Raw genomic sequence first — 25,691 nt, forward strand, 5'->3', positions numbered from 1 at the left:
CGGAGGGAGACCGTCGTGGCGGCACCGGAGGCTCGCGCGCAGCAGGACCCGCAGCGGGACGCGCAGCAAGACGCGCAGCAAGACCCGCAGTCGGGCAAGCAGGGCGGGGTGCAGTCGGTGCACCGGGCCCTGGACCTGCTCGAGGTCGTGGCGGGTCGCGGCGGGCACCTGACCATCGGCGAGATCGCCGCCGCCACCGACCTGCCCGTGCCCACGACGCACCGCCTCCTGCGCACGCTGGTCGACCGCGGCTACATGCGCCAGATGCCCAACCGCCGCTACGCGCTCGGCTTCCGCCTCGTGCCCCTCGGCGCCACCGCCGGCTCCACCGTCGGCGTCGACACCGAGGGCGTGCTCTCCGGGCTCGTCGACGCCCTGGGCGAGACCGCCAACCTCGCCGTGCTCTCCGGCTCCCGCGCGCAGTACGTCGCTCAGGTGCCCTCGCGCCACACCATGCGGATGTTCACCGAGGTCGGTCGCCAGGTCGACCTGCACTCCACCGGGGTCGGCAAGGCCCTGCTGGCCCAGCTCGACGACGACCGGGCACTGGAGCACGTGCGACGCGTGGGCCTGGCCCCGCAGACCGAGCACACACTGGCCACCGAGGCCGACCTGCTGGCCGACCTCGCCCTGGTGCGCGAGCGCGGCTACGCCCTCGACGAGCAGGAGCAGGAGGCCGGGGTGCGCTGCGTCGCCGTCGCGGTCGGTCCCGGACCCACCTCGTGGATGGCGGTGTCGGTGTCGGGGCCGCTGACCCGGATGACCGACGACCTCGTCGCCCGCGCCGTGCCGCTGCTCCACGCCGCCGGGCGCCGCCTGCACTCCCCCGCCACCTGACCCGCCGCCCGACCCGCTACCTGACCCGCCACCCGACCCACCACGTGACCCAGGAGACCCCGGTGTCCCTCCCCCCGCTCCCCGCCCTCGTGGTCCTCGACGTCAACGAGACGCTGTCCGACCTCTCCCCGCTCGGCGCGGCGTTCGCCGCGGCCGGGCTGCAGGAGCACGAGGCCGAGCCGTGGTTCGCGGGCCTGCTGCGCGACGCCTTCGCCCTCACCGCCGCCGGGGCGCACCCGTCGTTCGGCGAGCTGGCCCGCGAGTCGCTGCTGGTGCGCGCCCACGGCCGGGTCGCCGACCCCGACGCGACGGCCGAGCAGGTGCTGGAGGCGGTGCGCGGACTCCCGCCGCACCCCGACGTGGCCGACGGGATCCGCGCCCTCACCGCCCTCGGCACCCGGGTCGTCACCCTGAGCAACGGCCCCGCCGCGACCGCCGAGGCCCTGCTCGGGCGCGCCGGTGTGGCCGACCTGGTCGAGCGCACGCTGTCGGTCGACGACGCCCCCGCCTGGAAGCCCGACCGCCGCTCCTACCTCCACGCCCTCGACGCCTGCGGTGTCGGCGACGCCGGCGAGGCCCTGCTCGCGGCGGTGCACCCGTGGGACGTCGACGGCGCCCGGCGCGCGGGGCTGCGCACGGCGTGGGTCGACCGCCGCGGATCGCGCTACCCGGCGTACGCCGCTCCCGCCGACCTCACCGTCACCTCACTGGTGGACCTCGCCGACCGCCTGCGGGCGCGCTGACGCCTCGCCGGGCCGGCGCGACCGGCTACTCCCCCGGTGCCGGCGCGCCGGCGCCGAGGGTCACCAGCACAGTGCTGCTGCCGGTGTCCTCGACGGTGGTCACGACCGCGTCGACCACGGCGGCGGACGCGACGTCGTCGGGCAGCTCGAGCGGGCTGGGGTTCGGTCCGAGGTCGGCGGTGCACAGCTGCCCCTTCGGCACCGTGGCGTCGACGTCGACCTCCAGGGTGTCGGAGTCGAGCGCGCGCACGGCGGTGACCTCGGCCGGGCAGCCGCTGCTGCCGTAGGTCGTGAGCACCAGGGCGTCGCCGTCGAGGGTCAGCTCCGGGTCGAGCTCACCGGCCGGGGGCGCGTCGACCTCGACCTGCTCGGGGACCTGCTCGGGGACCTCTCCCGGCTCCGGCGTCGTGCCGGCCGTGGTCGACGGGGCCGGAGCCGGGTCGGTGGCCTGCTCGCTCCCCTCGCCGCCGCACCCGGCCAGCAGGCCGGCGGCGGCGAGGGCGGCCAGGGCCGCGATCGGACGGGGGACGGTGGCGCGGGTGCGGGTCATCGCTCTCCTCGAGTAGGGCGTGGTCGCCAGCCTCTCCGACGCGGCCGCCCCCGGGTCGGTTCCCACGCCGCCCCGGCCCTGCGGGGGCCCGTCCGCCCGCCGCCTCAGCGCCAGCCGAGCGCGGGGGCGACCTCGGTGAGCAGCGTGTCGAGCACGTGGGCGCAGTAGTCGACGCCGAGCTGGTTGGGGATCGTGAGCAGCAGCGTGTCGGCGGCCGCGACCGCCTCGTCGCGGGCCAGCTCCTCGACCAGCCGGTCGGGCTCCCCGGCGTAGGTCTTGCCGAAGCGCGCCTTGCCGCCGTCGAGGAAGCCGACCTGGTCGCCGCCGGAGCCCTGGCCGCCGAAGTAGGCGCGGTCGAGGTCGGAGACGACCGGGAAGATGCTGCGGCTCACCGAGACGCGCGGGGTGCGGTCGTGGCCCGCGTCGGCCCACGCCTTGCGGAAACGCTCGATCTGCTCGGCCTGGAGCTCGTGGAAGGGCACGCCGGTGTCCTCGCTGAGCAGGGTCGAGCTCATCAGGTTCATGCCCTGCCGGGCGGTCCACTCGGCGGTCTGGCGGGTGCCGGCGCCCCACCAGATGCGCTCGCGCAGCCCCTCGGAGTGGGGCTCGAGGCGCAGCAGCCCGGGCGGGTTGGGGAACATCGGTCGCGGGTTGGGCTCGGCGAAGCCCTCCCCCTCGAGCACCTTGAGCAGCACGGCGGTGTGCTCACGGGCCAGGTCGGCGTGGTCCTGGCCCTCGCGGGGCTGGTAGCCGAAGTAGCGGTAGCCGTCGACGACCTGCTCCGGTGAGCCGCGGCTCACCCCGAGCTGAAGCCTGCCGCCGGAGATGAGGTCGGCGGAGCCGGCGTCCTCGGCCATGTAGAGCGGGTTCTCGTAGCGCATGTCGATGACGCCGGTGCCGATCTCGATGCGGCTGGTGCGCGCGCCCACGGCGGCCAGCAGCGGGAAGGGCGAGGCGAGCTGGCGGGCGAAGTGGTGCACCCGGAAGTAGGCGCCGTCGGCGCCTAGCTCCTCGGCGGCCACGGCGAGGTCGATGGACTGCAGCAGCACGTCGGAGGCCGACCGCGTCTGCGACTGCGGCGAGGGCGTCCAGTGGCCGAAGGACAGGAACCCGATCTTCTTCATGCAACTTTCAACGACTCGGGCGGCCGCCCTGTTCCCGACCGACACGCGGACCACCTCCCCTTAAGTCGAGTCATCTGGTCTACTTTGGGTCGCCCACCCGCCCGAGGAGTCGTCGTGCCCCCAGTCCAGCGCCCGGCCGTGCCGACCAGCGCCGCGCCGACCAGCGCCGTGCCGAGCAGCGCCGTGCCGCCGGCCGTCGACGTGCACCAGCACCTGTGGCCCGAGCCCCTCCTCGACCGGCTCCGCGCCCGCTCCCGCCCGCCCTACCTGCGCGGCTGGACCCTCCACACCGCCGCCGAGGCGCCGTACGACGTGCGCGCCGCGGACCACGACGTGGCGGGCCGGGTCGCGGCCGACCGGGCCGCGGGCACCGGCCTGGCCTGCGTGTCGCTGTCCGCGCCGCTGGGCGTCGAGTCGCTGCCCCGGTCCGAGGCCGACGAGCTGCTCGCCGCGTGGCACGACGGGGCCGCCGCCCTGCCCGGCCACTTCGCCGCGTGGGCCTCGGTCGCCGACGTCGACCCCGACCTCGAGGACCTCGCCGCCCGGCTGGCTCCCCGCCCGGGCGGCTCCGTCTGCGGGGTGCGCGGCGGGTTCGTCGGGGTGCAGCTGCCGGCGACGTCGCTGGGCACCCCGCAGGGCTGGGACCGGCTCGGCGACGTGCTCGCGGTGGCCGCGGCGGCCGACCGGCCGGTGCTGGTCCACCCCGGCCCGGTCGCGGCCTCCCCCGCCGACGCGCCGGGCTGGTGGGCCCCGGTGGTCGACTACACCGCCCAGCTGCACGCCGCGTGGTGGGCCTGGCACGCCGCCGGCGTGCGCGCCCGGCACCCCGGGCTGCGCGTCGTGCTCGCCGCCGCCGCGGGTCTCGCGCCGCTGCACCACGAGCGCCACGCCGCCCGCGGCGGGGACCCCGCCCCGGTCGACCCCGACCTCTTCGTCGACACCTCCTCCTACGGCCCGCGTGCACTCGACGCGGTGGTGCGCGCGCTGGGCGTCGACACGCTGGTGCTCGGCTCCGACCGGCCCTACGCCGAGCCCCTGGCCCACCTGCTGGGCGAGGCGGCCACCCACGCCGTACGCGTCGTCAACCCGCGGCGCCTGCTCGGCCCGCACGCTCCCGCCGCGGCCGCCGAGGCCGTCCCCGATCCCGACCCCCGCCACCACCGACCCCAGGAGGGCCCGTCATGACCGCACTGCCGACCGACCGGCCGCTGCCCGCCCAGGACGCCGCCGCGATCCCCGACGTCGTACGCGACCCGCTCGCGCTGACCGACCTCCCCGGGCGCGACCTGACGCCCGACGAGCTGGCGCGCCTGGCCGCGGGGATCGCCGCCGACCCCGCCTCGTGGGCCCACCTGGTGGGCTTCGACGACGACGAGCGGGTCTTCGCCTCCCTGCACCGCGACGCCCACGTCGACGTGTGGCTGCTGTGCTGGACCCCCGACAACGACACCGGCTGGCACGACCACGACACCTCCTCCGGCGCGGTCGCCGTGGTCAGCGGCGAGCTGGTCGAGAACAACCTCACCCTCGCCGCCGGCGCCCTGGAGACGCGCGTCGGCGCCGGGCGGGTCTTCTCCTTCGGCCCCGACCACATCCACCGGCTCAACGGCGCCGAGCGCGGCTCGGTCTCGGTGCACGCCTACAGCCCGCCGCTGTGGCGCATGGGGCAGTACGCCGTGAGCGACGCCGGCGTCCTGCGCCGGGTGTCGCTGTCCTACGCCGAGGAGCTGCGCCCCCTGGAGTGAGACCGGCTCAGGCGTCGCCGGCCACGTCGCGGCCGTCGGCGGTGTGGGGGTCCTCGTCGATCGCCTCGACCGCGGCGGTCGGCTCGGTCTCCACCCCGGGCGGGCGGCGGTCGAGGTGGACCCCGGCGATCATGCAGCGCACCGACCCGCCGGCCAGCTCGATGGTCGGGATGTCGACCGCGACGATCTCGCAGGACTCCTCGATCGCCGCGACCTGCTCGGGGCGCAGGCTGCGCCGCGCCCGCGCCGACATGGCCATCACGTAGCGCCGCCGGCCCTCGGGGGTGCGACCGCACAGCTCGACGGCGTTGCCGGCGAACTCCCTGACCTGCTCCTCGGTCAGCTCCACCACGCGCCGGCCGTTGACCGTGAGCCGCTCGCGCACCTGCTCGCGGCGCGCGACGTCGGGGATCATCTCCAGCGCGATGAGGGCCACGTCGGTGCCGATGCAGGCGATGACGTTGGTGTGGTAGACCGGCACGCCCGCGGAGTCCACGGCGTCGAAGGCCATCGGCTCGTAGCCGAAGTCGGTGCAGAAGCGCTCGAGCACGTGGGTGTCGGCGCGGTGGCTGACCGCGGTGTAGGCCACCCGCGAGACGTGGTCGAGCACCATCGCGCCGGTGCCCTCGAGGAAGATGCCGTCGGGCTCGAGGCCGGAGTAGTCGATGATCGTCTGCACCCGGTAGCTCGACTTCAGCATCTCCAGCACGTCGGAGCGCCGCTCGTGACGACGGTTGGAGGCGTACATCGGGTAGACCCCCACCACGCCGCCGGCGTGGGTGGAGAGCCAGTTGTTGGGGAAGACGCTGTCGGGGCGGGTGTGGTCGTCGTCCTCGAAGACGTGTACCCGCACCCCGGCCCCGCGCAGGGCGTCGGCCACCGCGTCCATCTCGGCCACCGCCCGGGCCGAGATCACCTCGTCGGGCTCGCCCTCGGGGGCCTCGGACTGGAAGGCGTTGTCGGCCGCCGTCGCCGGGTTGGGCAGGAACTTCGCGGCGCGGACCAAGATGACTGCGGACGGGGCTTGAGCACTCACAGGGCCGCAATCTAGGCCACCCGCCGGACCCCTGCGGCATCCAGGGTGGGGTCGCGCGGCCGCGGGTTTCGCCAGCCGGCCGGCGAAACCCGCACCTGTCGGCCCACGCACGGGCCGACAGGTGCGGGTCCGGGCCGACAGGTGCCGAGGTGACCCGTGCCGGCGCGGCCGCCCGGCCTCAGGCGCGCGGGTCGTCGAGCACGTCGCGCCAGGAGTGCTCCGGCTCGTAGCCGAGCATCCGGCGGGCCTTGTCGATGGAGTAGAAGGTCTCGTCGCGGCCCATCTCCTTGCGCACCTCGACACCGGCGTAGAAGCGCTCGATCACCTCGTCGGTGGTCGCGGCGACCGACATGTCGGCGTTGGCGACGTTGAAGACCTCGAAGCCGAGCCCGTCGGTCTCCAGGCAGCGCTGGGTCATCTGGCCCAGGTCGCGGGTGTCGATGTAGGCGAAGACGTTGCGCCGGCGCAGCGCGGGGTCCTCGAGGAAGGCCGGGAACATCTCGGCGTACTCGTGGGGCTCGATGACGTTGTTGATGCGCAGGCCGTAGATGTCGGCGCCGCTGCGGGCGTGGAAGGAGCGCGCGGTGACCTCGCCGGAGACCTTCGACATCGCGTAGGAGTCCTCCGGCACGACCGGGTGCTCCTCGTCGACGGGCACGTAGAGCGGCTTACGCTCGCCCTGGGCGAAGCAGATCCCGTACGTCGTCTCCGAGGAGGCGAAGATGACCTTGCGGATGCCGAGCCGGGTCGCGGCCTCGAGCACGTGGTAGGTGCTCAGCACGTTGATCTCGTACGTCGCCGCGTCGGCGCGGATCATCGGCGCCGGGATCGCCGCGTAGTGCACCACCGCGTCGTAGGCCGAGCCGCGGGTCAGGTCGAGGTCGGGGTCGTCGAAGTCGGCCTGCGTCGGCACGCCGGCCATCGCGGAGTAGGTCTCCCCCGCGTCGGTGAGGTCGACCCGCAGGTCGGTGACGTCGGGGTGCCCGAGCGGGGTGAGGTCGGCGTTGGTGACCTGGTGGCCCTGGGCCGCGAGGTAGGGGGCCACGTGGTGTCCGGCCTTGCCGCTGCCGCCGGTGAAGAAGATGCGCATGCCTCCCACCCAACCACCCGGGGCCGCACCGGCCGCCCACCCCAAGGGGCCAGACCCGCCGCTGGCCCGTGGCCGCTCACCCCTGGCCGCCCCTGCCACCCTCGGTGACGAAGGTCGGCCAGCGGCCCGCCGCCGCGTCGTGGGTGCGCACGACCGGGCTGACCGGTGTGCACTGCAGCGTCGCCACCTCGCAGGAGACGACCTGCTGGGCCCGCACCGGGTCGACCACGTCGCGGAGGCGGATCCGCTGCGCGAGGCCGAAGAAAGTGTCGTCGTCGCTGAAGGCCACCAGCGAGAAGTGGCGCCAGGGAGCGTCGATGGTGCGCCGCTCGCCGGTGTCGGCGTCGTAGGCGACCGCGTCGGCCCGCGAGTAGGTGACGTCGAAGAGGGTGCTGCGGTCGGGCGAGAGCCGACCCGCGCCGTAGGCCGTGGTCGCCGAGACCAACGAGCCGGTGTTGCATCGACTGTTTGAACCCGGTCAGCTTCGCAGCCGGAAACTGGTCCTCGCGCTGAACCGGCACCAGATGGAGGGCTCGATGGGCCGCGTCGGCGCTGCCGGCGACAACGCAGCCATGGAGAGCTTCTTCGCGCTGCTCCAGAAGAACGTCCTCGACCGCAGGCCCTGGACCACCCGAGAGGAGCTGCGAATCGCGATCGTGACCTGGATCGAGAGGACCTACCACCGCCGGCGCCGACAAGCCCCCCTCGGCCGATTGAACCCGGTCGAATACGAGCTGATCATGCTCCCGACCGCCACCAACGCGGCTTAGCCGAACCTGACACCGGATGGTGCAGCAGTCCCGCTGGATCGAAACGAAGTACAACCGCCGACGTCGACAGCGCGGTCTTGGCCGGCTCACCCCGGTCGAGTTTGAGATGATCTACGCGGCCGCAGGCACGGCCTGAACACCGCAACCGCTAAGCATCAACCAAAGCGGGGGCAGTCCCCTCGGCATGAGCGCAGGGCTCACTCAACGACTCAAGGAACGGGCAGACCTGCACGGTCGGACCGGGCTGGTGTTCGGCGTCACCTACTTCGCGACCAAGGCTGGCGCGTCCCGAGACCGGAACAACGTCAGCAAGGCGATGCGCCGCGTGCTCGAGGCGTCGGACGTCCAATGGGCAGGAACACACACCTTCCGCCGCACCGTTGCCTCGTGGCTCGACGAGGCGGGTGCACCGCTGGCCGAGATCGCGAACCAGCTCGGCCACGCGGACATCAACGTCACCGCAAAGTACCTGGGTCGCAAGACCGCGCCGACCCGGGCGGCCGACATCATGGTTCTACCCGAGCCCGACGAGAAGCCAACCCCACATACAGTCTGAACTTGCTGCAATCTCATTAGCCTACGCCCTGTCAGGGCTCCATGTGAGTCTTGCGAGCCTGCGGTGAGTCTGGCGTCGAGACGTAAGCTTGACCCACACCGAGCTTCTCGATCTCCATACTGAGGTCCTGCCCCGATCTACCGCGGAGATAGCCGGCGACCTGCTTGCTTGCTGGGAAGTTCGTCCGGAAAATGATCTTGGTACCGGCGTTCCCGACCACGTCCTTGTGGAAGTCCGCGGCACCCTGGCTCGCGACCACGATCACTACGCCGTACTTCCGTCCCTCCTTCATGAGCTTGGGAAGGGTCACATCCTTCGCGAGTCGGTGCGCTTCGTCGAGGACGACGGCGAGCTTGAGCGTGCCGTCCTGCGGCCACTGGAACATGTCGCGGTAGATCTTGCGCAACATAAAGGCGCCGGCCGCGAGCTGGACCTGCTCCAAAGTGATGGAGCTGACGTCAATCACCATGCCGCCCTCGCGGGGATCGAAAGTACCGGCAGCGTTACCAGCGAATAAACCGAAGTCCGTCAGCGGGCGGATGCGCTCACGCGCGTGCTTGCCCTTCGCTGCGGCCTCGACAATTTCTAGCGTGTCGGCGAACTGTTCGACAGTCGGCGCCTGAGGCGATTCCCCGTTGATGACCCCGACGTACGCCTCTTGGATCGCTTTGTACACGTGCGATTGCTGAATCTCTCCGAGCCCAGCCACGTAAGCCACGATCTCAGCTGTCTCGAACGCCAACGCGTTCAGCACCGGGCCAGTTGTCAAGACGCCTTCGAAGGGGCTGAACGGCAGACCTTGACTCGCATCGAGAACGCTGGCCCCCTTCGGCGGGTCAGCTGCCATGTCGCCGTGGAAGTCGAGCAGCAGGGCCGGTAGGCCGGCCTCGGAGAAGAGCCGCACCACTCGTCGCGTCGTCACCGACTTGCCCTGGCCGGGGATGCCGACCACGAAGGCGTGCGGGCTGCCCTTAGTAGCCACCGACCAAACAACATCCGACCCTTGGCCGTCCTTGCCTAGTACGACGTCGACCCCGTCAGGCTGTCCCGCGGCGGGTTTGGACTCGGGACCGAGAACGGTCGGGCTGGGCTTCGCCGCCGGCGCGGGCTCGGGCTGTGACTCGGCTTCGGTTGGCGTAGCGCCGAGCGCGGGAGCAACCTCTTCGGCGGGCGCCCCATCACTATCTTCCTTCCTCGGCGTCTCGGGGACGAAGTCCTCAGGCGACTCGCGGTCCGCATCGAACTTCGTGGAGAAGCCCGCCTGGCCGAGATCTGCCGCGGTGAGGACGGCGATCGGCACCTGCCGGTGCTGGGCCGGAATGCCGGCCGCCCCGTGAAGGCTGATGACGTAGCCGTGCATCGAGATCTCCACCGGAGTGCTGCCTTCAAGGTGGCGATCGATGAGTTTGTGTACGTCGGCGAGCTTATCCGCGGGCAACGTGCCGCTCACGACGGCTCGGTCCGCGTAGTAGTGCAGCATCCCGGCTAGGCGAGCGCGTTGGAGAGTCGCGTCGACGCGGGCAGGGTCGGTCGCGAAGAAGCGTGACACGAGCAACTTCTTGGTCGCCGCTAGCTGGTCGACAATGTCGTCGGCAAGCTGAGTCGGCAGCGCAGCGGCTTTGCGGGACTTCACCTCAACACACTCGATACGAAGCCCGTTGCGCTGCACTCGCACGAGCAAGAGGTCGCACCTCCGTGCCGAGTGGTCCGGCTCTCGCGCGGCTCGGCCGAAGATCTCGTCGTGAGAGTCCACCGGGACGATGATGGTGTCCTCGAGCTTCCGCCGAGCATTCAGATGAGCAATCAGCGCGGCCAGGCTCACAGCCTCCCGCGCGAAGGAATCACTCCCCTGAAGCCGCAACACGAGCCTGCCCGAGATCGCGAGCAGGTTATCGATGATCGGAGTCACTGACTGATTGACGGCATCGAGGCCGAGCTCGTCCATCGCGCGCTCCAAGATCCGGTCAACCTCAGCACGATGTTTCGTCGTAACTGTCAGCCTGTGGCTGAGCCCTTCGATGAAGTCGGGCGCATAATCGAGCATGTAGCTCTGGCTGCCCAGCCCAATAGTGAGCGGATCTTCGTACAGGTCGAGTCCGACGAATCGATCAAGAGTCATCACCCAGTCCGACAGTTCGTGAAGCACCCGGATTGCCTGCAATCCATCGGGCTCGATGCCGATCAGCAACGCCGGCGGGGCTCCGTATCCGAGACTGTTGCCCAACGCCAACTGGTGTGACTTGTGGGCTTCTACAACCGCGCGACCCGCTGCATCCGGGGTTGACGAGAGCGCAGGAGACGTGACCCAGCCGGGCTTGCCGTCGCGATCAACTCGCGTTGTGATGACCGGCGTGAGCAGGTCGTGGAAGCTGGTGAAACGGTCGGACCCTTCCTCAACAGCCTTCGACAGCTGTAGCTCCGCGATGTCTTGGATGAGAGCAACGTGGTTGGCGTGCTCGGACTCGACGAGTGCTTCTGGTTCACGGATCGCAATGCCCAGCGGTGGCGCCAAGTGGCTTTGCTGACCAGGCACCTGGGCGAGCTGGAGCGTTCGTTGAAGTTCAGCAAGACGCGGCAAGGGAGATGCGAAACCGGCGCGCCGGCCGTATCCGACGACCTCCACCCTAGGCGGAGCCGCCGACGCCACCTCGTCACTTTCAGTTCGTACTTCTAGAAGCGACTCGACGGCCAGGCCGACTACTTCGCCGTCTCCTGGGTTCATCACCGCGATGCGAAGCGCCTCACTCTCGGGGTGCGTACGCCGAAAGTCCTTCAGTCGACTCGATACCATCGCCGACGCCGATGTCAGCGCTGCAGACTCGCGCGGAAGGCCCAGTGCTCGATAGATCGCCGAAGCCACCGCTTCGGGCGCCCCAAGACCTGGTTCGAGGAGAACGGCTGACCCGAAGGCGACCTCATCGAAATAGACAAGCGCATTCCCAGCCGAATTGAGGGCTGTGAAGGGAAGGTTTGCTGGCTGGACACGCGCGAACAAGTCGTCGTCCACAACTAGGCGCCGCGCCTTGGCGCTGCCGAGAGCGATGAGATCGGTGCACCACGCTTCGACAATACCGTGGTGAGCCGCGATCCAGCCGACTCGAAGCGGATGAACAGCCGGCACGACGACAGCGCGCTCGATGCCAACCGAGGTCCCGACCTCCAACGATAGCGTATCTAGGCGGAGAAGCGTGTCACGTGTGTCGCCTTCAGCCGCATCCAGCGCCCGCTTGTAGCTCTGTGTGTATTCGATCGCGAGCTGACGGGCTGCGGCGTCCCACCCGAAGACTTCGGGCACGTCCTGGGATTTCCCCTGCCCGAGGAGCATGAACAGCTCCTTGCGCTTTTTCGCGAAGGCTGTCGGCAGCTCATTGCGGAGAACCTTGGCATCTGCCGGGTCGATGGGTTCTCCGAAGTCGGAGGTCGCCTCGAGGCCAGTGATCGTGGGATCGGCGATCAGCCGACGTTGCAGCTGGACCAGGGTCGACGCGATCCTGATCTGGGCTCCTAAGTGCTTCCCAATCCTGACCGAAAAGACGGAGCCTTCGAAGTCCCACGCGGGCATGTCGACCTCTGTGCCGGCCGCGCCGGCAAGCACTGCGCGCAATTGGGCATCAGCAAGGGAACTTGCCGACGTCTTCCGCGGCGATCGTTCGGTGAGGGACTCTTCAATGATGATCTCGAATTGGTCACTGTCACTGACCGCCGGCGTACCGTCGGCGAGCAGCATCGGCGTGCCATTCGCATCGAGCGCGGTGATGCGCACAACGAATAGCGCTCCGGCCGCAAGGTCGTCGGCACCGAGGTCGAGCTTCAGCGCACCCGACATCCGAGCGCCCTTGACCTTCATCTCTAAGGTCGACGATGCCTCGTCGTCACGGAGATCGACCGGAGGAACGAGCTCGAGAAGCCAGTTTGCGACTTCGGTCGGCTTGCCTGGCTTGGTCTTCCACTTGAGCCCGACCGAACTCGGGTTTCCCTCAGAAGTCTTCACAAAGAGCGCGCCGTCCGACGACTGCAGTTTGCTGAAGCTTTCGACGGAGCCGTCCGCCTTTGTGAAGCTCTCCATCTGAAGATCGACCAGTGCTGACTCGACCTCGTTGTCGAGCGAGATATCGGCGAGGGTAATCCCCTTGTCTGCGAAGAGCCGGCGGGTCCAGTCGATCGTGTTGCGCAGGTCACCCACCGACGGGCTAAGCACACTGACGATCTTCTCGAACACATCACCCTGCGCGACACGAACCTTGCGCAGACGTTCCCGGACGGTCGCTGTTGCGACGGCCGGCCTGGCGACGTTGGAAACTAGCGCTGCGTTCCAGTCAAGGTTGGCCCGAATACGTGCCGGTTCGGAGTTGTCGACGATCAGGCCGACACGCCAGAGCTCACGCCCGAAGGCAGCTTCCTGGTCATCCTCCAGGACTGCAGCAAGGAAATCGAGTCTCGCCTCGATCGGCACTCGGACCTTCCGCAACAGGGCGGTCACAGGCAATTCTGGCCATCGAGAGGCCACTCTGGTCTTGAGGTCGACAGCTACCTCCGCAAGCTCATCAACTAGCGAGAGCCGCTCGAACGAGTTGTCCAGCGAGCTGGCAGCGTGGGCCTCACCCGGAGGGACCAACAGCACAACGACGTGCGACTTATCGTTGCGGATCCCCACCGCTGTCTCGACCGTGACAGTTCCTTCGCCGTGCTCTTGCGAGGCAAGGACTGCGACACGGAACTTATCCGAGTCGACTTTCCCTCTTACAAGTGCTGCCAGCTTCAGGGCATCCTCTTCGACAATGTCGTCGACGCGCATACAGTGCCCCGACTCGGCGCCTGCCACCGATTCAACAATGCGATCCGCGAGCGCCTCCTGCACCAAGGTTCTCATTCATCCTCCATGAGGTTGATAAGCGGATTGCGAACACGCTGAGCATTGAGGTCATCGCTTAGACCGTCGAATACTCCCAGCAGCTGCAACCGGTACTTGAAGGCCTCGAAGTTCTTCGCGGCCGCGGCCCGATTCTCAGCCGTGGCCAGTGCAGCCGGCGGTCGGTCAACTATGAGGCCGAACCGCCGCTCAAACTGAGCAAGCACGGCCTCGATAGTCAGCTCCGCCTGCGCAGCACCGCCACCTTGCCGGGCGAAGGCCACGGAAAGCAGCGACGCTAGGAGGGTGTCTGACGGCGCGTAAGACCAGGATGACTTCACGCCCTTGGTGCCGGTGAGGATCCCTACGTCGGTCTCGAGTCCTCCGGTCGACCAGAACCACTTAAATGCGTTCTCGTAGCCCCGCTTTTTGAGGGCTTCGACAAGCACATCTGCCACCCGCTCAGTGATGGGGCGGGGATCGGCCGCCATGGCGCTCAGGAACGGAGGAGCGTCTTCGTCGTCAGTCTGGACGTTCTCGTTCTGAATGAGCGACAGCATGTACTCAAGGTGGGCGACGACCGCACCAGAACTCCTCGCGCTCACGAGTTGAGCGATCTTCTCCGCTGGCGCAAGCGCGTTGTCATCAAAGATCGGACGGACCGCTGGAGCCGTGCGAAGCGAGAGGCAATACATCCTGTCCCAAAAAGCTTGACGCGTTACGTCCAGGTCACGTTGCACGCACTCACGAGCAAGCAGGTCCGACCGAGAGCCCTTCTCGCCGGTGAAGTCGACATACAGCTCTAAGGGGTTCGCTGCGGCAGCGTCAGTCATGTCGGCTGGGAGCTCACCAGTCTCGATGAGGGAGCGCGTGGCATGAGCGCCGCGGAGCGGGAGCTGAAACAGTCTCAGCCCTATCAGTGCCGCAAGGTGCTGAGACATCACAAGGGATGGCGCTCGATCCCCGTAAGCCTCAATGTAGTCAAGTACGTCGGTGCCCAATGGGCGAGTCGCCGCAGGCACGGGCGAGTCGTAGGCGACGTCCTTGCCCGGCGCGGCCGACTTGGCCTCGAACTCCTCCAGAAAGTAGAGCGACAACAGCGCGTTGATGTCGACATCAGCGTTGCCGTCGTAGGTGGCTGCCCACTTGGGTGGGTCACTGAAGACGACGCCGGGTCCGAACGCAGCCCGAAAACGCTCGTTAATCCAAACCTTCGCTTTCCCCTCTCCCTCGTCGGGACGTCGCGCCATGACTTCGCGCAGCAGTTCGCGGTAGACGACTAAGTCGGCACCGCGATGGCGACCGCGGCCGGGGAAGCCAGACCGGAAAACCGCGACCGTCCGAGGGCGTACGTATTGCATCTGCTCCGTTGCGCGCGTGCGGCCCGCTCGCCCCATCTCGACCACCGAAGCCCTCAGCCATCCGTCCAGGACTGCGCGTCCACGCACATCATCGAATCCCACAAGGTGGTCAGTGGAAGCCAAGGAAGTGCGCTTCTCGTCGTACTGCTTGGCCGCAACTACGTTCCCGGCAGTGCGCCCCTGCTTGATCGCCATCTCGAAAATCTGCGTCAGCATGCGCTCGACATCAGTGTCGTTGGGCTCGATGACCGTTAGCTCGCGGAATGCGAACGTACGAAGGTCCTTGGGAAGCTCGATTTTCATCCCTCTGCTCCCTCTCGCGTAATCACGCCGGCAGCGACACTCACCGTGTCACCCCGCCCTGCAGGGTCGACGACCAGGACTCGGTGCGCTGGTGTCGTGCGCAATAGATTTCCGAAGGCGCTTAGCTCCAACTTCACCGCATCCGAGCCCACATCGCCGAGCACTTCGCCGTCAGCGGCACGCCGGACCAGCTCGTAGGAGTCGAGCGTGAGGACCAGGTTGCCGAGTTTGTGGGAAAGCCGCAGGCCGTCGGGTTGCTGCTCGACGTACTCCGCGTCCGCAGCGAGGGGATCCAATGAGAACTCCTCTGCCGGAATCTCCCGAAGAACCGACCAGCCAGAACTCTCCCCGTCACGAAGGGCGAGCGCGTCGCCTTGGTATCCATGCGCCCCAAGCACTCGGCTGAGCCCCAGAAGCACCTCCTTACGGACGTGATCGATATCGATGCGTCTGGCGAGCGCTCCCACGAACTCGTCGAAGTAACGATAGGCACGAACCTCGGCCCGGCCCACCGGACTCTTTGAGGCGCCGTCGAAGAAGAGTTGTCGGTTCTCCGAGCCTGGACGGCGAACCGTTTCTAGGCCAAGCGTCCCGTCCCGCAGCGCGCGCTCGACACCTGGAGCGGCAAGCACGCTGGGGTCGACCGTCGCCCACTCGGCAACGAGGTAGTCCGGGTTGCCGTCCTGGAATGCAAGGTCGAACGCCATCGCGTCGTCCGCCATCCGCAGATCCCGGCCATCGGCAACTGCCTCGTGTACATCTTCACACCCACGATCTGCCGTGATGGTCCATGCCATGGCTGACCGGACGTCGCGAAAAGTAGCGCGGCGCTTGCGGCGCAGGTGAGAGATCGAAACGAGTTCAAGAAGTGGCTTCTTGCCAGGCCCCTTCAACAGATTTCGGTTGGCGAATATCGGGCAGACACTACGCGCTGTGCAGCTCTTGCATGCGGTCCAGAGCTTGTCCGCGACAAATGTGTCGAGAACCCTGCCCGCAAGACCATCGTCCGAGTCGATGGGAGCAACGGAGCGCCGCTTGAGGTCGACAATGGCGATCCGTGGGTTCTGATTTGGCAGATCCCGCGAGTAGCGGTCGACTGCGACATAGCACTCGGGGTAGACGTCGGAGTACTGCGAGAAGAAATTCAGAAGCCGGCCATCGTTGATGGCAATGAGTGCCGTGTGCTCTGCACCCCCCTCAAGAGCCGCGGCGAGGATCTCGTCCGAAGTCTTGCCGTCCCTGGCCTCGCTCGCGTCATACACCGCGGCGTACGTGCGATTCCCGAGCTGCATCCGCCAACCGGCCGCGGTCAACGGTGTGACATCTGCTGCACCGACCTCAAGTAGGTAGTCACGCAAGGTCGACAGGAATGAGGTCTTGCCATCGCCCGGATTGCCGGTTAAGAGGACCACATCTAGATCACCGGCGAGAACGCTCGGAGTCAGAAACGTGTCGAGCCGTGTATCCACGTATGTGTGGCGTGCGAAGTCGTCGTCCAGGCCACGATTGCCGGCATTGCCAACGACGCTGCCTCGGTAGAGGCGTCGTAGGTTCAGAACCGTTGGGTTGACGTTTGGCTTGCCTGCTTCCACCTGAGGGGCAGCGACCGTGCGAAGGTAGGTGGCGTACTCCTGGGCCGATGGCGGCCTGTCCTCCGGGTTCGGCGCAACCAGCTTGAAGAGCGCCTTGAGGATCGCAACCCCATTGGGTCCCCAGGTCTCCTCCTCTTCGGGTGTCAGCGGCTCGAGCGTCGACTTGTCCCCCTCTCTGAAAGGGGACCGGTTGAGCATCACCTTGAGCAGACTCGCCCCGAGAGCATAGACATCTGCAGACACCGACCACTTCCCTGACCCGACCACCTCAGGGGCCATGAAGGCCGGAGTGCCCACCACCGTTACCGCATCGCTGCGCGCGATGGCCAAACCGAAGTCGATCAGCACGGCCCGGCCGTCGTCCTTCACGATGATGTTGGTCGGACTGATGTCGCGGTGAAGGCTTCCTTCGCCGTGCATATAGGCGAGGCCATCAAGCGCGTCGAGTGCGATCTGGCGATAGTCCTCTTCCGAGGCGGTGCCCTTCTGACCGAAATTAAGAAGACTCTGACCCTCGATGAAGTCCGCGACCAAATAGATCGGCGGCTCTGGCGAGCAGTCCCAGACACGAGCACAGCGCGCGTGGTTGAGCTTCTGCGCGGCGTCGAACTCCTGCTTCACTTGCCACGTCGCGCCCGGGTCCGTGTACTGCTTAATGACCCGGGTCACCCCCAGCTTGGTGTCAAGAGCGCGCCAGGAGGTCGCAAATCCACCGTGTCCCAAGGCATGCTCGATCTGGTAGCGACCGTTGTCGACTGTGCCACCGACCGCGAACACGTTGTGTGTTTGGTCGCTGGCGGGCGGGGGGCTGAGCGGCTCTTCGGGAGGTGGAGGCGGGTGCACCAGCCCGCGCAACTGATCAGCTGCGTCGGCTGCACTGGGCCGATCGTCCGCCTTCTCCGCGACGCATGAGAGAAGCATTTCGGTCACGGGACCAAAGTCTCCGACCGAGCTAGCCAGCGACTTGATGGCGTCGTCCTTGACCGAGACGTCCCCATTGATCCACCAAAGCAGGCTCAAAGCGAGTGCGTAAACGTCAGACTTCTCGGTTGCAGCACCAATCAATATTTCGGTCTCGGGCGCGCGGTACGGCACCGACCGGTCCACCGTGTCGGCGACGATCGGACCGACTGTCAGTTGGGAATCGGCGTGCGCGAGGTAGAAGTCGCGCAGAAGGACCCGGTCGTTCTTGCCGACCAGGACCCTGTCGGGCATCAGCCCGCGGTGAACGACGCCCTTGGCATGAACTTCCGCCAGCCCGTCAAACGCGTCAAAGACGATGTTGGCGGCCCTCTCGGTGAGACCCTCGCCATCTGTGACCTTGAGATGTTTCGCAGCGGCATGGCGCGCGAGCGACACACTGGACGTGGGTCTGAAAGGAAGGATGATCCAGCGCCTAGCGTCGTCTTCGAAGGTGGCCTCGACGCTCCATGAGCGCTGGATGTCTGCAATTTGCTTGGTTGCCTGACGCTCATGCTTCACCAGCTGCTTCGGGTCTACTCCCGGGCCCCAGCCGTCCATCGGGTAGGCGCGCAGCAAGACGGGGTCGCCGTCGACGTCCTTGCCTCGAAAGACCCGTGAACGTCCAACGCCCTCAACCTCGGTGTCAACTGCGAAGGGACCTAAGAAGTCGGGCTTGGCTGCGCGCACGGACAACCCGCCGAGAAACTCAACCAGCTGGTTTCGAACCGTATAGAGATTGGTAGCTCCGGCATCGACCGCCTGCAGATTCGCCGCAACCTCGTCGAGGAGCATAATCTGCGAGTCGTCGTATGGGTAGGCGTCAGTATCGAGTACGAGGTCCGGGTATGAAAGGACGACGCGTGCCTCGACCAAGTGGGCGCCCTTCGACGCGGCCGAGTAGCCGGGAACAGCAGTCTTCAGTACGCCCGCGAGGATCTTGGCGATCTGCGTATTCCGGCCGATGGGGCTTGGCCGCAGCGCACCTTTGACCCACCAACCCCCGTTGTCGACCGTCACCTTTGGGCCCCAGTGCTTCTGCTCCAGGACGAAGATGCGGTTCTCACCAACTACGAGCAGGTCGACATCGTCCTTCTGCGCGGTTGGCAACGCTCGCCCCGCAATGATCAGCCAGGAATCCGGCAGTACTTTGGCAATCGTCTCAGCAGTCAACTGCTCACCGGGCCCTACATAGTCGTAGACGATCAGTTCAGCCATTGGTCTCAACCCCGTCGTACTGGTCGGGCCAGAGCCATCGCCGGACATAGGTCTCGTCGGTGCTCAGGATGTCTAGGTAACTGTTGTGCTTCGTGTAGGTGATGAGCAGCTGATCCTTGGCTCTGGTAGCACCCACGAAACCCCCTCTTCCCACGTTCACCGACTCCACATCAGTCGGGTCAAATGCCTTCAGCGTGTCTAGGCCAAACATAAATACGACCGGAAACTCGTGACCTTTCGCGGAGTGTGGCGTGATGATCTTCACCGTGTCCGCGGTGCGGTTAAAAGTCTTCTTGTCTTCTTTGGTGATCACGGTCGTGAAGGGGATGGACAACGCTTCCAGGGCGGGACAGATAAAGGCGAGAGTACCTTTATACCTCGGAATCACCACTGCAATGTCCCTAGGCTTCCGGTCCCCACTGACAAGCATCTGTTGTGTTTCCCAAGCAATTGCTTTTGCCTGCTCTACCGGAGAGTTCGCCCAGATTAGCTCTACCGGCTCACCGTCGGGAGCCTGGTCGAGCGACGCAATCGAGAACTCATCGTTGAGACAACCGATTGCTCCAAGGATGTTGCGCGTACTCCGATAGGGGCGCTCGAGCTTCAGCTCCTCAACGCCACGCTCCTTCAGTATGGCTGGGAGATCGTAATTCCCGTACAGGGACTGCGCGCTGTCACCGGCCATCACCAAGCCACCACGGTCCGGTGCTAGCGCTTGGTAAGCGATTGCGAGCCATGACGGTCGGAAGTCCTGCACTTCGTCGATCAGGATCGCATCTGCGATAGGGGGCCGCCTGAACCTCGCTGCCTCAGCTAACGACCGATAGTTGGCACCGTCCGACTCAAACGAGAATCGCACGCCGAACTCTTGCGCCAGTGGCCACATGGTCTTCACGTCGACGTTTGGATGCGCGTCGACGAGACTCTGCAGGTATGGCACCAGCGCATTGTTGTAACAGAGAAGCTTGATCCGCCAGCCCGGATGGCGGGCCGCAAGCCAACGCGCGCGTGACGCGAGAACGAGCGTCTTACCACTCCCCGGCGGCCCCTGTATGAGCGCTACGTCGAGATCGTCTCTTTGTGCGATGGCGGCCTGCCTGGCGTCCAAGGTGACGCGGAACGCTTCGCGCTCATGCCTTCCCTCGTCGCTTGAATTACTTCGGAACGTCGTTGTGAAGGTGAAAGCTGGCTCCAGAAGCCCCAAAATCTCAGCTTCGAGTTGATCCCCCAGAGGCTGAGCCGCCAAGGAATCCATCCAAGACAGGTCGACCAGTTGCTTGGGACTGATACTGGTCCGACCGCCTATGCCACGGACAGGCGCATCAATCTCATTCTTGTCGTACAGCACCACCCGTCCAATAGGTACTGCGGCGTCGATCCGCAACGTCCGTCGCAGGGTGTGCACCTTCTCATTAAGAATGAGAAATGGCGTCTGGTCACCTACTGCTGCGTCGGATGAATCGACATCCACAGCGACTAGTCCGATGTGCGGGTGAACGAGGACCAAACTCGGCTCGCCGTCACCATCGAGGCGTATAGCCCTGCCTCCAGCTTCAGCCAACTGATCGGTGAGGCGATGAGCCACCACTTCGGCGTCAAGCGCCTCCATGTGCGTACGTGCCATCAACTCTTCCCCCAAGCCCGAGGACACCCTGCAGCGTCTAGCTCCACATTAACGACTGCGGCGCGAGTTCGCGCGAGATTGCGCGGAGCAAGCACGACGAGACCTGACCCTGGCGGACCCGACGTCGATGAGCCCTCCGTGGTCTTCACGAACGACTATCGCGGCGATAAGTAGGGAGTAGATCGGGAATCGAGGCGAAAAGCAACAGGGCCTGATCTGCGTTTCCGCAGATCAGGCCCTGTTCTTTGTAGCGGGGGCAGGATTTGAACCTGCGACCTCTGGGTTATGAGCCCAGCGAGCTACCGAGCTGCTCCACCCCGCGCCGGTGAACAGAACATTACAGACGTCGCCCGGGAGGCACAAATCGGGGCCCGGACGACGTCGTCCGGGCCCCGATCGGGTGCTGCTGGTGCTGCCTCAGGAGGTCGGCGAGGCGCTCTCCGACGGGCTCGCCGAGGCGTCGGCCGAGGGCTCGTCGCCCGCGGTGTCGCCCCCGTCGGAGCCGTCGGAGCTGTCGGAGCCGCCCACGCCGCCGGGGCGCGACTCGGCCAGGGTGATGGCCTGGCTGATGAGGTCCTGGGCCTCCTGGTTCTGCGCCTGGTACTCCGCGAGGTCCTGCTCGGCCAGCGCGGCGTCGGCGGCGTCGAAGGCCTCCTGGGCCTGGTCGAGCAGCTGGGCGATCTGCTGGTCGACGGTGAGATCCTCCCCGCCGCCGTTGCCACCGCCGTTGCCGCCGCCCCCGTTGCCGCCGGGGTCGACCGGGTCGGGCAGCTCGGTGTCGTCGACGCCGAGGGCGACCTGGAGCGCGTCGGTGAGGCTGCGACCGACACCGACCTCGTCGCCGTAGGAGACCAGCACGAACTGCAGGATCGGGTAGCCCGAGCTGGACGCCGAGCGCACGGCGTAGACCGGCTCGATGTAGATCAGGCCGTCCTCCACCGGCAGCGTGAGCAGGTTGCCGAAGATCGGGTCCGAGGTGCCCTGGGAGTAGGGCAGCAGCGCGTCGCGCACGCCCTCGTCCTGGGCGAACTCGTTGGCGATCAGCCCGGGTCCGGGCGTCGTCTGGTCCTGCAGCTCCAGCACGCTGAGCTGGCCGTAGGTGTCCGACGTCGCGTCGGAGTCCACCGACATGAACGAGGCGAGGTTGTTGCGCTCGAAGGGCACGAAGACCGAGGTCAGCGACCACTCCCCCTCGCTGGTGGTGCTGCCGTCCTGGTTGGCGAAGAGCCGGTAGGGCGGCTGCAGGCTGGTCGAGGCCGAGTTGGGGTCCTCCGGCACCTCCCAGCGGTCGTTGCCCTGGTACCAGTCGTTGGCCTCGGTGACGTGGTAGCGGGCGAACTGGTAGCGCTGGACCTTGAACAGGTCCTCGGGGTAGCGCAGGTGCTCCATGAGCTCGTCGGAGATCGAGTCGTAGGGCTGGACGGTGCCCGGGAAGGCGCCCTCCCAGGCCCGCAGGATCGGGTCCTCGGTGTCCCACTCGTAGAGGGTCACGGTGCCGTCGTAGGCGTCGACGGTGGCCTTGACCGCGTTGCGCATGTAGTTGATCTCGTCGGTGGGGATCGGCTGCAGGCCCACGTTGTCCTGGAGCGAGTCGTCGATCATCGTGGCGAACGACTCCTTCTCCGCACCGGGGAACCGGTCGGTGGTCGTGTAGCCGTCGACGATCCACTGCACGCGGCCGTCGATCAGCGCCGGGTAGGCGTCGCTGTCGATGGTCAGCCAGGGAGCGACCTTCTGGACCCGCTCGCTGGGGTTGCGGTCGTAGAGCACCTTGGAGTTCTCGTTGACCCGGCCCGAGAGCAGGAAGTTCGGCTCGCCGTACTTCACCGCGAACATCAGCTGGTCGAAGGTGTTGCCGATGTCGACGCCGCCGTCGCCGTCGTAGGTGGTGCGCTGGTCGGTCTCGCTGTCGTTGGCCAGGCCCAGCTCGACGTCGGCGTCGTCGGCCTCGGCCTTGCCGACCACCGAGTAGTCGGGGCTCTGCTCGCCGAAGTAGATCCGGCTCTCGTAGCCCTCGTCGCCGAGGTTGGACAGCGTGTCCTGGCCGGCCTGGTTGCCCTCGGCCCACACGATGCCGCCGTCGTTGTCCTCGCTGGCCGCGACGGGTGCGTTGGTGGCGGTGCGCTGGTTGGCGAAGGCGGCGATCAGGCCGTTGCCGTGGGTGTAGGTGGTGTGGAGGTTCGACCAGTTGCGGTCGCCGGCCGGGATGCCGGACTGGTCGAGCTCGCGCACGCCGAGCACGAGCGCGCGGTCGACGCCGTCGATCTCGTAGCGGTCGACGTCGAGCACGGGCGCCACCGAGTAGTAGGCGCGACCCTGCTGGGTCTGCTCGAAGGTGTCGCGCACCAGCCGCGGGTCGATGAGCGGCACCGAGGTGACCTGGCCGTTGACCTGCGAGAAGTTGCCCTCGTCGGCGGTGGCGGTGCTCTGGTACTCGGTGGTCTGCACGTCCTCCAGGTCGTACGCCGTGCGCGTGGCGTCGATGTTGGCCTGGATGTACTCCTCCTCGCGGTCGGCCTCGGAGGGGTTGACCTGGAACTGCTGGACGATGCCGGGCCAGATGATGCCCAGCAGCACCGCCGACAGCGCGAGCAGCGCGATGCCCACCGACGGCAGCGTCCAGGTGCGGCGCCACACGTTGAGGAAGAACAGCACCGCGCAGATCACCGAGATGCCGATGAGGATGTTCTTGGCCGGCAGCACGGCGTTGGCGTCGGTGTAGGTGATGCCGGTGATCAGCCCGCCGGCGTCGGTGGCCAGGTCGAAGCGGTCGAGGTAGTAGTCGCCCGCCTTCGCCAGCACGAAGAGCCCGAGGAGCACCGAGAGCTGGGCCTGGGCCGCGCCGGTGAGGCGCTCGCTGGGCACCTGCAGCCGGATGCCGCCGTAGAGGTAGTGCGTCAGCGCCGCGGCGAGCAGGGCGACCACGAAGGTCGCCATCGCGAAGTCGACGAGGTAGTGGAGCCACGGGAGATCGAAGACGAAGAAGCCGGCGTCGCGGCCGAAGTGCTCGTCGTCGTAGCCGAACTCGCCGCCGTTGCGCCACAGCATGAAGGTGCGCCACTGCCCCGCGCCCGAGGTGCCGGCGAAGACCAGCAGCACCGCGCCGACGGCCAGCACGAGCCAGCGCCGGATCGGGTTGACGGCCTCGCGGTAGCGGTCGAGGCCGTTCTGGTCGGGCATGCTCACGAAGAGCGGGCGGGTGCGGAAGGCGATCACCACGTTGACGCAGACCACGAGCGCCATGAGCAGCCCGAAGACCGCGAACATGCCGACCCGGGTCCACAGCACGGTGGTGAACACCGAGGTGTAGCCGACCGAGCCGAACCACAGCCGCTCGGTGTAGAAGCTGGCGAAGGCGGTCAGCGCGAAGAACGCCACCACCAGCACCGCGCCGGTGATCACCAGCGCGCGCGATCGACTCCGTGGCCTGGGCGGCGGGGAGCCCTGCTGCTCCTCGTCGTACGTCTCACTCACCGTGGGTCCCTCTCGTCACTGCGGTCGTTGCTCATGTCGGTACTCGTGTCGCTGCTGGTGTCGGCCGGGTCCGGCGCGGAGCCCGGGGCCGGGTCGGCGCCCGGTTCACCGGGGTCCTCGAGGAGCGTGGCGGCCAGCAGCTCGACGAGTGCGGGCACGAGGTCGGCTCCCCCGACCACCTTGGAGTCGTCGTCGTGGCTGCGGAAGCGCATCGCGCAGTACGCCGACCCGTGCCGGGTCACCCCCGCGGCGATGCGCAGCTCCTGGCGCTCCGGGTGGGTCCGGGCGAACTCGGCCGCCGCGTCGGGGTCGGACGGCACGTCGGCGTCGGCGCCCGGCGGCAGCACGAAGCGCTCGACGACCGCGGCGCAGCCGGCCACGTCGGCGGGCCACACGATGGTCTCGAGCACCTGCTCGAGCAGCTGGTCGGGGCGCAGCTGGTCCTGCTCGATCGCGGTCAGCGAGCCCTGCTCGGTGGAGGCGTCGAGGCCCATGGCCGCGGCCAGCGCCGGCTCGTGCTCGACCAGCTGGCCGGTGTCGACGAGGGCGAAGAGGTGCGCCGGCTGGTCCCAGCCGCTGGTGGCGACGTGCTGCTCGATCTCCAGCACGGCGGCGGCCAGCGCGGGGTCGACGTCGAGGTCGCTCAGGTCGTCGAGCAGGTCGTCGGGAAGGTCGCCACCGGGAACGTCACCACCGGGAAGGGGGTCCTCAGGCGTCATCGGGCACGTCCTCACAGCTGGGAAGGGCGGCGTCGGGGTCCTCGACCCAGTCCTGGATCGCCGCGAGGGTGGAGTCGAAGGTGTCGGCGCGCAGCAGCCGGATGCCGTCGACGTCGGCGCCGAGGGCCTCCTCGCAGTTGTCCGGGGGCACGAGGAAGAGGGTGGCGCCGTCGTCGGCGGCGCCGGCGATCTTCTGCTGGATCCCGCCGATGGGGCCCACCGAGCCGTCGAGGGCGACGGTGCCGGTGCCGGCGATGACCTCCCCTCCGGTCAGGGAGCCCTCGGTGAGGGTGTCGTAGATGCCCAGGCTGAAGACCAGCCCGGCGCTGGGGCCGCCGATCTTGGGGTCGATGGCCACCGAGACCTCGAAGGGGAAGCGGTAGCCCTCGCCGGGCACGACGCCGATGCGCGGCTGGCCCTCGACCTCCTCCGGGGTGATGCTCACCTCGCGGCGCCGGCCGTCGCGCTCGATGACGACGGCCAGCGGCTCGCCGGCCTCGGCGCCGGAGACGGCGGCGACGAGCTGACGCGGGGTCCGCACCGGCTCCCCGCCGACGCTGCGGATGATGTCCAGCGGCTCGAGCACGCCCTCGGCGGGGGTGCCCTCGTCGACGAAGTAGACCTTCACGGCGCGCTCGACGTCGTAGCCGAGCTTCTCCAGGGCCACGGCGGTGGCGACGTCCTGGGAGGTCACCATCGAGATGGCGCCCTGCTGCTGGTCCTCCTCGGCGCTCTCGTCGTCGGGGTGGATGAAGTCGTAGGGGTAGACGGCGTCCTCGGGGTCGGCCCAGGCCCGCAGCAGCGTGAAGAGGCTCGACCCGCCGGTCTGGCCGGGAGGTGCCGCGGCCGAGACCGAGACGGTGGTCATGCGCAGCTGGCCGGTGTCGCGGTAGGTCTTGGCGCCGCGCACCTGGATCGTCTCGTTGCCCTCGGGCTGGGCGAGCACGTCGACGGTGGTGCCGGGGGCGTAGGTGCCGAAGGGCAGCCGCACCAGCGAGGTCACGAGGAACAGCGCGAGGACCAGCGGCGCGGCGATGAGCGCGGCGATGGAGCGCTGGGTCATGGCGCCAACTGTCTCATTGCTCACCAACCGTCCCGTCCACCGGCTCGCGTGCCGCGAGCCAGGGCAGACCACCCGGT

17 protein-coding genes, 1 tRNA gene and 1 pseudogene are annotated in these 25,691 nt (G+C 67.7%); 6 read left to right on the top strand and 13 right to left on the bottom strand.

Annotated features, from left to right (window positions below; translation table 11 throughout):
• Positions 1-15: 15 nt before the first annotated feature.
• Positions 16-837 (top strand): IclR family transcriptional regulator, encoded by an 822-nt coding sequence (locus tag IR170_RS03205; RefSeq protein ID WP_319804889.1) that lies wholly within the window; start codon positions 16-18, stop codon positions 835-837.
• A 62-nt stretch (positions 838-899) separates the two neighbouring features.
• On the top strand, positions 900-1,580 hold the full coding sequence (locus tag IR170_RS03210) for a haloacid dehalogenase type II (protein WP_193661170.1): 681 nt from the start codon (positions 900-902) through the stop codon (positions 1,578-1,580).
• A gap of 25 nt (positions 1,581-1,605) precedes the next feature.
• On the opposite strand, the gene IR170_RS03215 is transcribed toward IR170_RS03210, so the two are convergent.
• Positions 1,606-2,130 (bottom strand): hypothetical protein, encoded by a 525-nt coding sequence (locus IR170_RS03215; RefSeq protein ID WP_193661171.1) that lies wholly within the window; start codon positions 2,128-2,130, stop codon positions 1,606-1,608.
• Positions 2,131-2,234: 104 nt separating this feature from the next.
• Positions 2,235-3,254 carry an LLM class flavin-dependent oxidoreductase gene (locus tag IR170_RS03220; protein WP_193661172.1) on the bottom strand — a complete coding sequence of 340 codons (1,020 nt, stop codon included), beginning with the start codon at positions 3,252-3,254 and terminating at the stop codon, positions 2,235-2,237.
• Positions 3,255-3,368: 114 nt separating this feature from the next.
• On the opposite strand from IR170_RS03220, the gene IR170_RS03225 reads away from it, so the two are divergent.
• Both IR170_RS03225 and IR170_RS03230 read left to right on the top strand, forming a co-directional pair.
• Positions 3,369-4,439 (top strand): amidohydrolase family protein, encoded by a 1,071-nt coding sequence (locus tag IR170_RS03225; RefSeq protein WP_319804890.1) that lies wholly within the window; start codon positions 3,369-3,371, stop codon positions 4,437-4,439.
• The gene (locus IR170_RS03230; protein WP_056864034.1) at positions 4,436-4,999 is read left to right on the top strand and encodes a cysteine dioxygenase; all 564 of its coding nucleotides are present in this window, start codon (positions 4,436-4,438) and stop codon (positions 4,997-4,999) included. The genes IR170_RS03225 and IR170_RS03230 overlap by 4 nt, the downstream gene beginning before the upstream one ends.
• Positions 5,000-5,006: 7 nt before the next feature.
• On the opposite strand, the gene ctlX is transcribed toward IR170_RS03230, so the two are convergent.
• The 3 genes from ctlX to IR170_RS03245 form a co-directional block, all read right to left on the bottom strand.
• Positions 5,007-6,035: a citrulline utilization hydrolase CtlX gene (gene ctlX, locus IR170_RS03235; protein WP_056864033.1), complete on the bottom strand. Its 1,029-nt coding sequence runs from the start codon at positions 6,033-6,035 to the stop codon at positions 5,007-5,009.
• A gap of 178 nt (positions 6,036-6,213) precedes the next feature.
• On the bottom strand, positions 6,214-7,125 hold the full coding sequence (locus tag IR170_RS03240) for an NAD-dependent epimerase/dehydratase family protein (protein WP_193661173.1): 912 nt from the start codon (positions 7,123-7,125) through the stop codon (positions 6,214-6,216).
• A 76-nt stretch (positions 7,126-7,201) separates the two neighbouring features.
• On the bottom strand, positions 7,202-7,570 hold the full coding sequence (locus IR170_RS03245) for a hypothetical protein (RefSeq protein ID WP_193661174.1): 369 nt from the start codon (positions 7,568-7,570) through the stop codon (positions 7,202-7,204).
• A gap of 34 nt (positions 7,571-7,604) precedes the next feature.
• Here IR170_RS03245 and IR170_RS03250 point away from each other — a divergent pair.
• Positions 7,605-7,895: pseudogene (locus tag IR170_RS03250) on the top strand (integrase core domain-containing protein); the annotation flags it as partial.
• Between the two features lie 184 nt (positions 7,896-8,079).
• The gene (locus tag IR170_RS03255; RefSeq protein ID WP_193661175.1) at positions 8,080-8,451 is read left to right on the top strand and encodes a site-specific integrase; all 372 of its coding nucleotides are present in this window, start codon (positions 8,080-8,082) and stop codon (positions 8,449-8,451) included.
• 31 nt (positions 8,452-8,482) lie between these two features.
• Here IR170_RS03255 and IR170_RS03260 read toward each other — a convergent pair whose 3' ends face one another.
• The 8 genes from IR170_RS03260 to IR170_RS03295 form a co-directional block, all read right to left on the bottom strand.
• Positions 8,483-13,309 (bottom strand): ATP-binding protein, encoded by a 4,827-nt coding sequence (locus tag IR170_RS03260; protein WP_193661176.1) that lies wholly within the window; start codon positions 13,307-13,309, stop codon positions 8,483-8,485.
• A gap of 8 nt (positions 13,310-13,317) precedes the next feature.
• The gene (gene mads7, locus IR170_RS03265; RefSeq protein ID WP_193661177.1) at positions 13,318-14,964 is read right to left on the bottom strand and encodes a methylation-associated defense system protein MAD7; all 1,647 of its coding nucleotides are present in this window, start codon (positions 14,962-14,964) and stop codon (positions 13,318-13,320) included.
• Complete coding sequence (locus tag IR170_RS03270; RefSeq protein WP_193661178.1) at positions 14,961-18,734, bottom strand: protein kinase domain-containing protein; 3,774 nt, start codon at positions 18,732-18,734, stop codon at positions 14,961-14,963. Before IR170_RS03270 ends, mads7 begins: the two co-directional genes overlap by 4 nt.
• Positions 18,727-20,358 carry a 3'-5' exonuclease gene (locus IR170_RS03275; RefSeq protein ID WP_193661179.1) on the bottom strand — a complete coding sequence of 544 codons (1,632 nt, stop codon included), beginning with the start codon at positions 20,356-20,358 and terminating at the stop codon, positions 18,727-18,729. Before IR170_RS03275 ends, IR170_RS03270 begins: the two co-directional genes overlap by 8 nt.
• A gap of 248 nt (positions 20,359-20,606) precedes the next feature.
• Positions 20,607-20,680: transfer RNA gene (locus IR170_RS03280), tRNA-Met, on the bottom strand.
• Positions 20,681-20,775: 95 nt separating this feature from the next.
• The gene (locus tag IR170_RS03285; protein WP_193661180.1) at positions 20,776-23,832 is read right to left on the bottom strand and encodes a UPF0182 family membrane protein; all 3,057 of its coding nucleotides are present in this window, start codon (positions 23,830-23,832) and stop codon (positions 20,776-20,778) included.
• Positions 23,829-24,551, bottom strand: coding sequence for a PPA1309 family protein (locus IR170_RS03290; protein WP_227488397.1), 723 nt, complete (start codon positions 24,549-24,551; stop codon positions 23,829-23,831). Before IR170_RS03290 ends, IR170_RS03285 begins: the two co-directional genes overlap by 4 nt.
• Positions 24,541-25,614, bottom strand: coding sequence for a YlbL family protein (locus IR170_RS03295; RefSeq protein WP_056903771.1), 1,074 nt, complete (start codon positions 25,612-25,614; stop codon positions 24,541-24,543). Before IR170_RS03295 ends, IR170_RS03290 begins: the two co-directional genes overlap by 11 nt.
• Positions 25,615-25,691: the final 77 nt, after the last annotated feature.

The organism is Nocardioides kribbensis (assembly GCF_015070375.1).
GTDB lineage: Bacteria > Actinomycetota > Actinomycetes > Propionibacteriales > Nocardioidaceae > Nocardioides > Nocardioides kribbensis.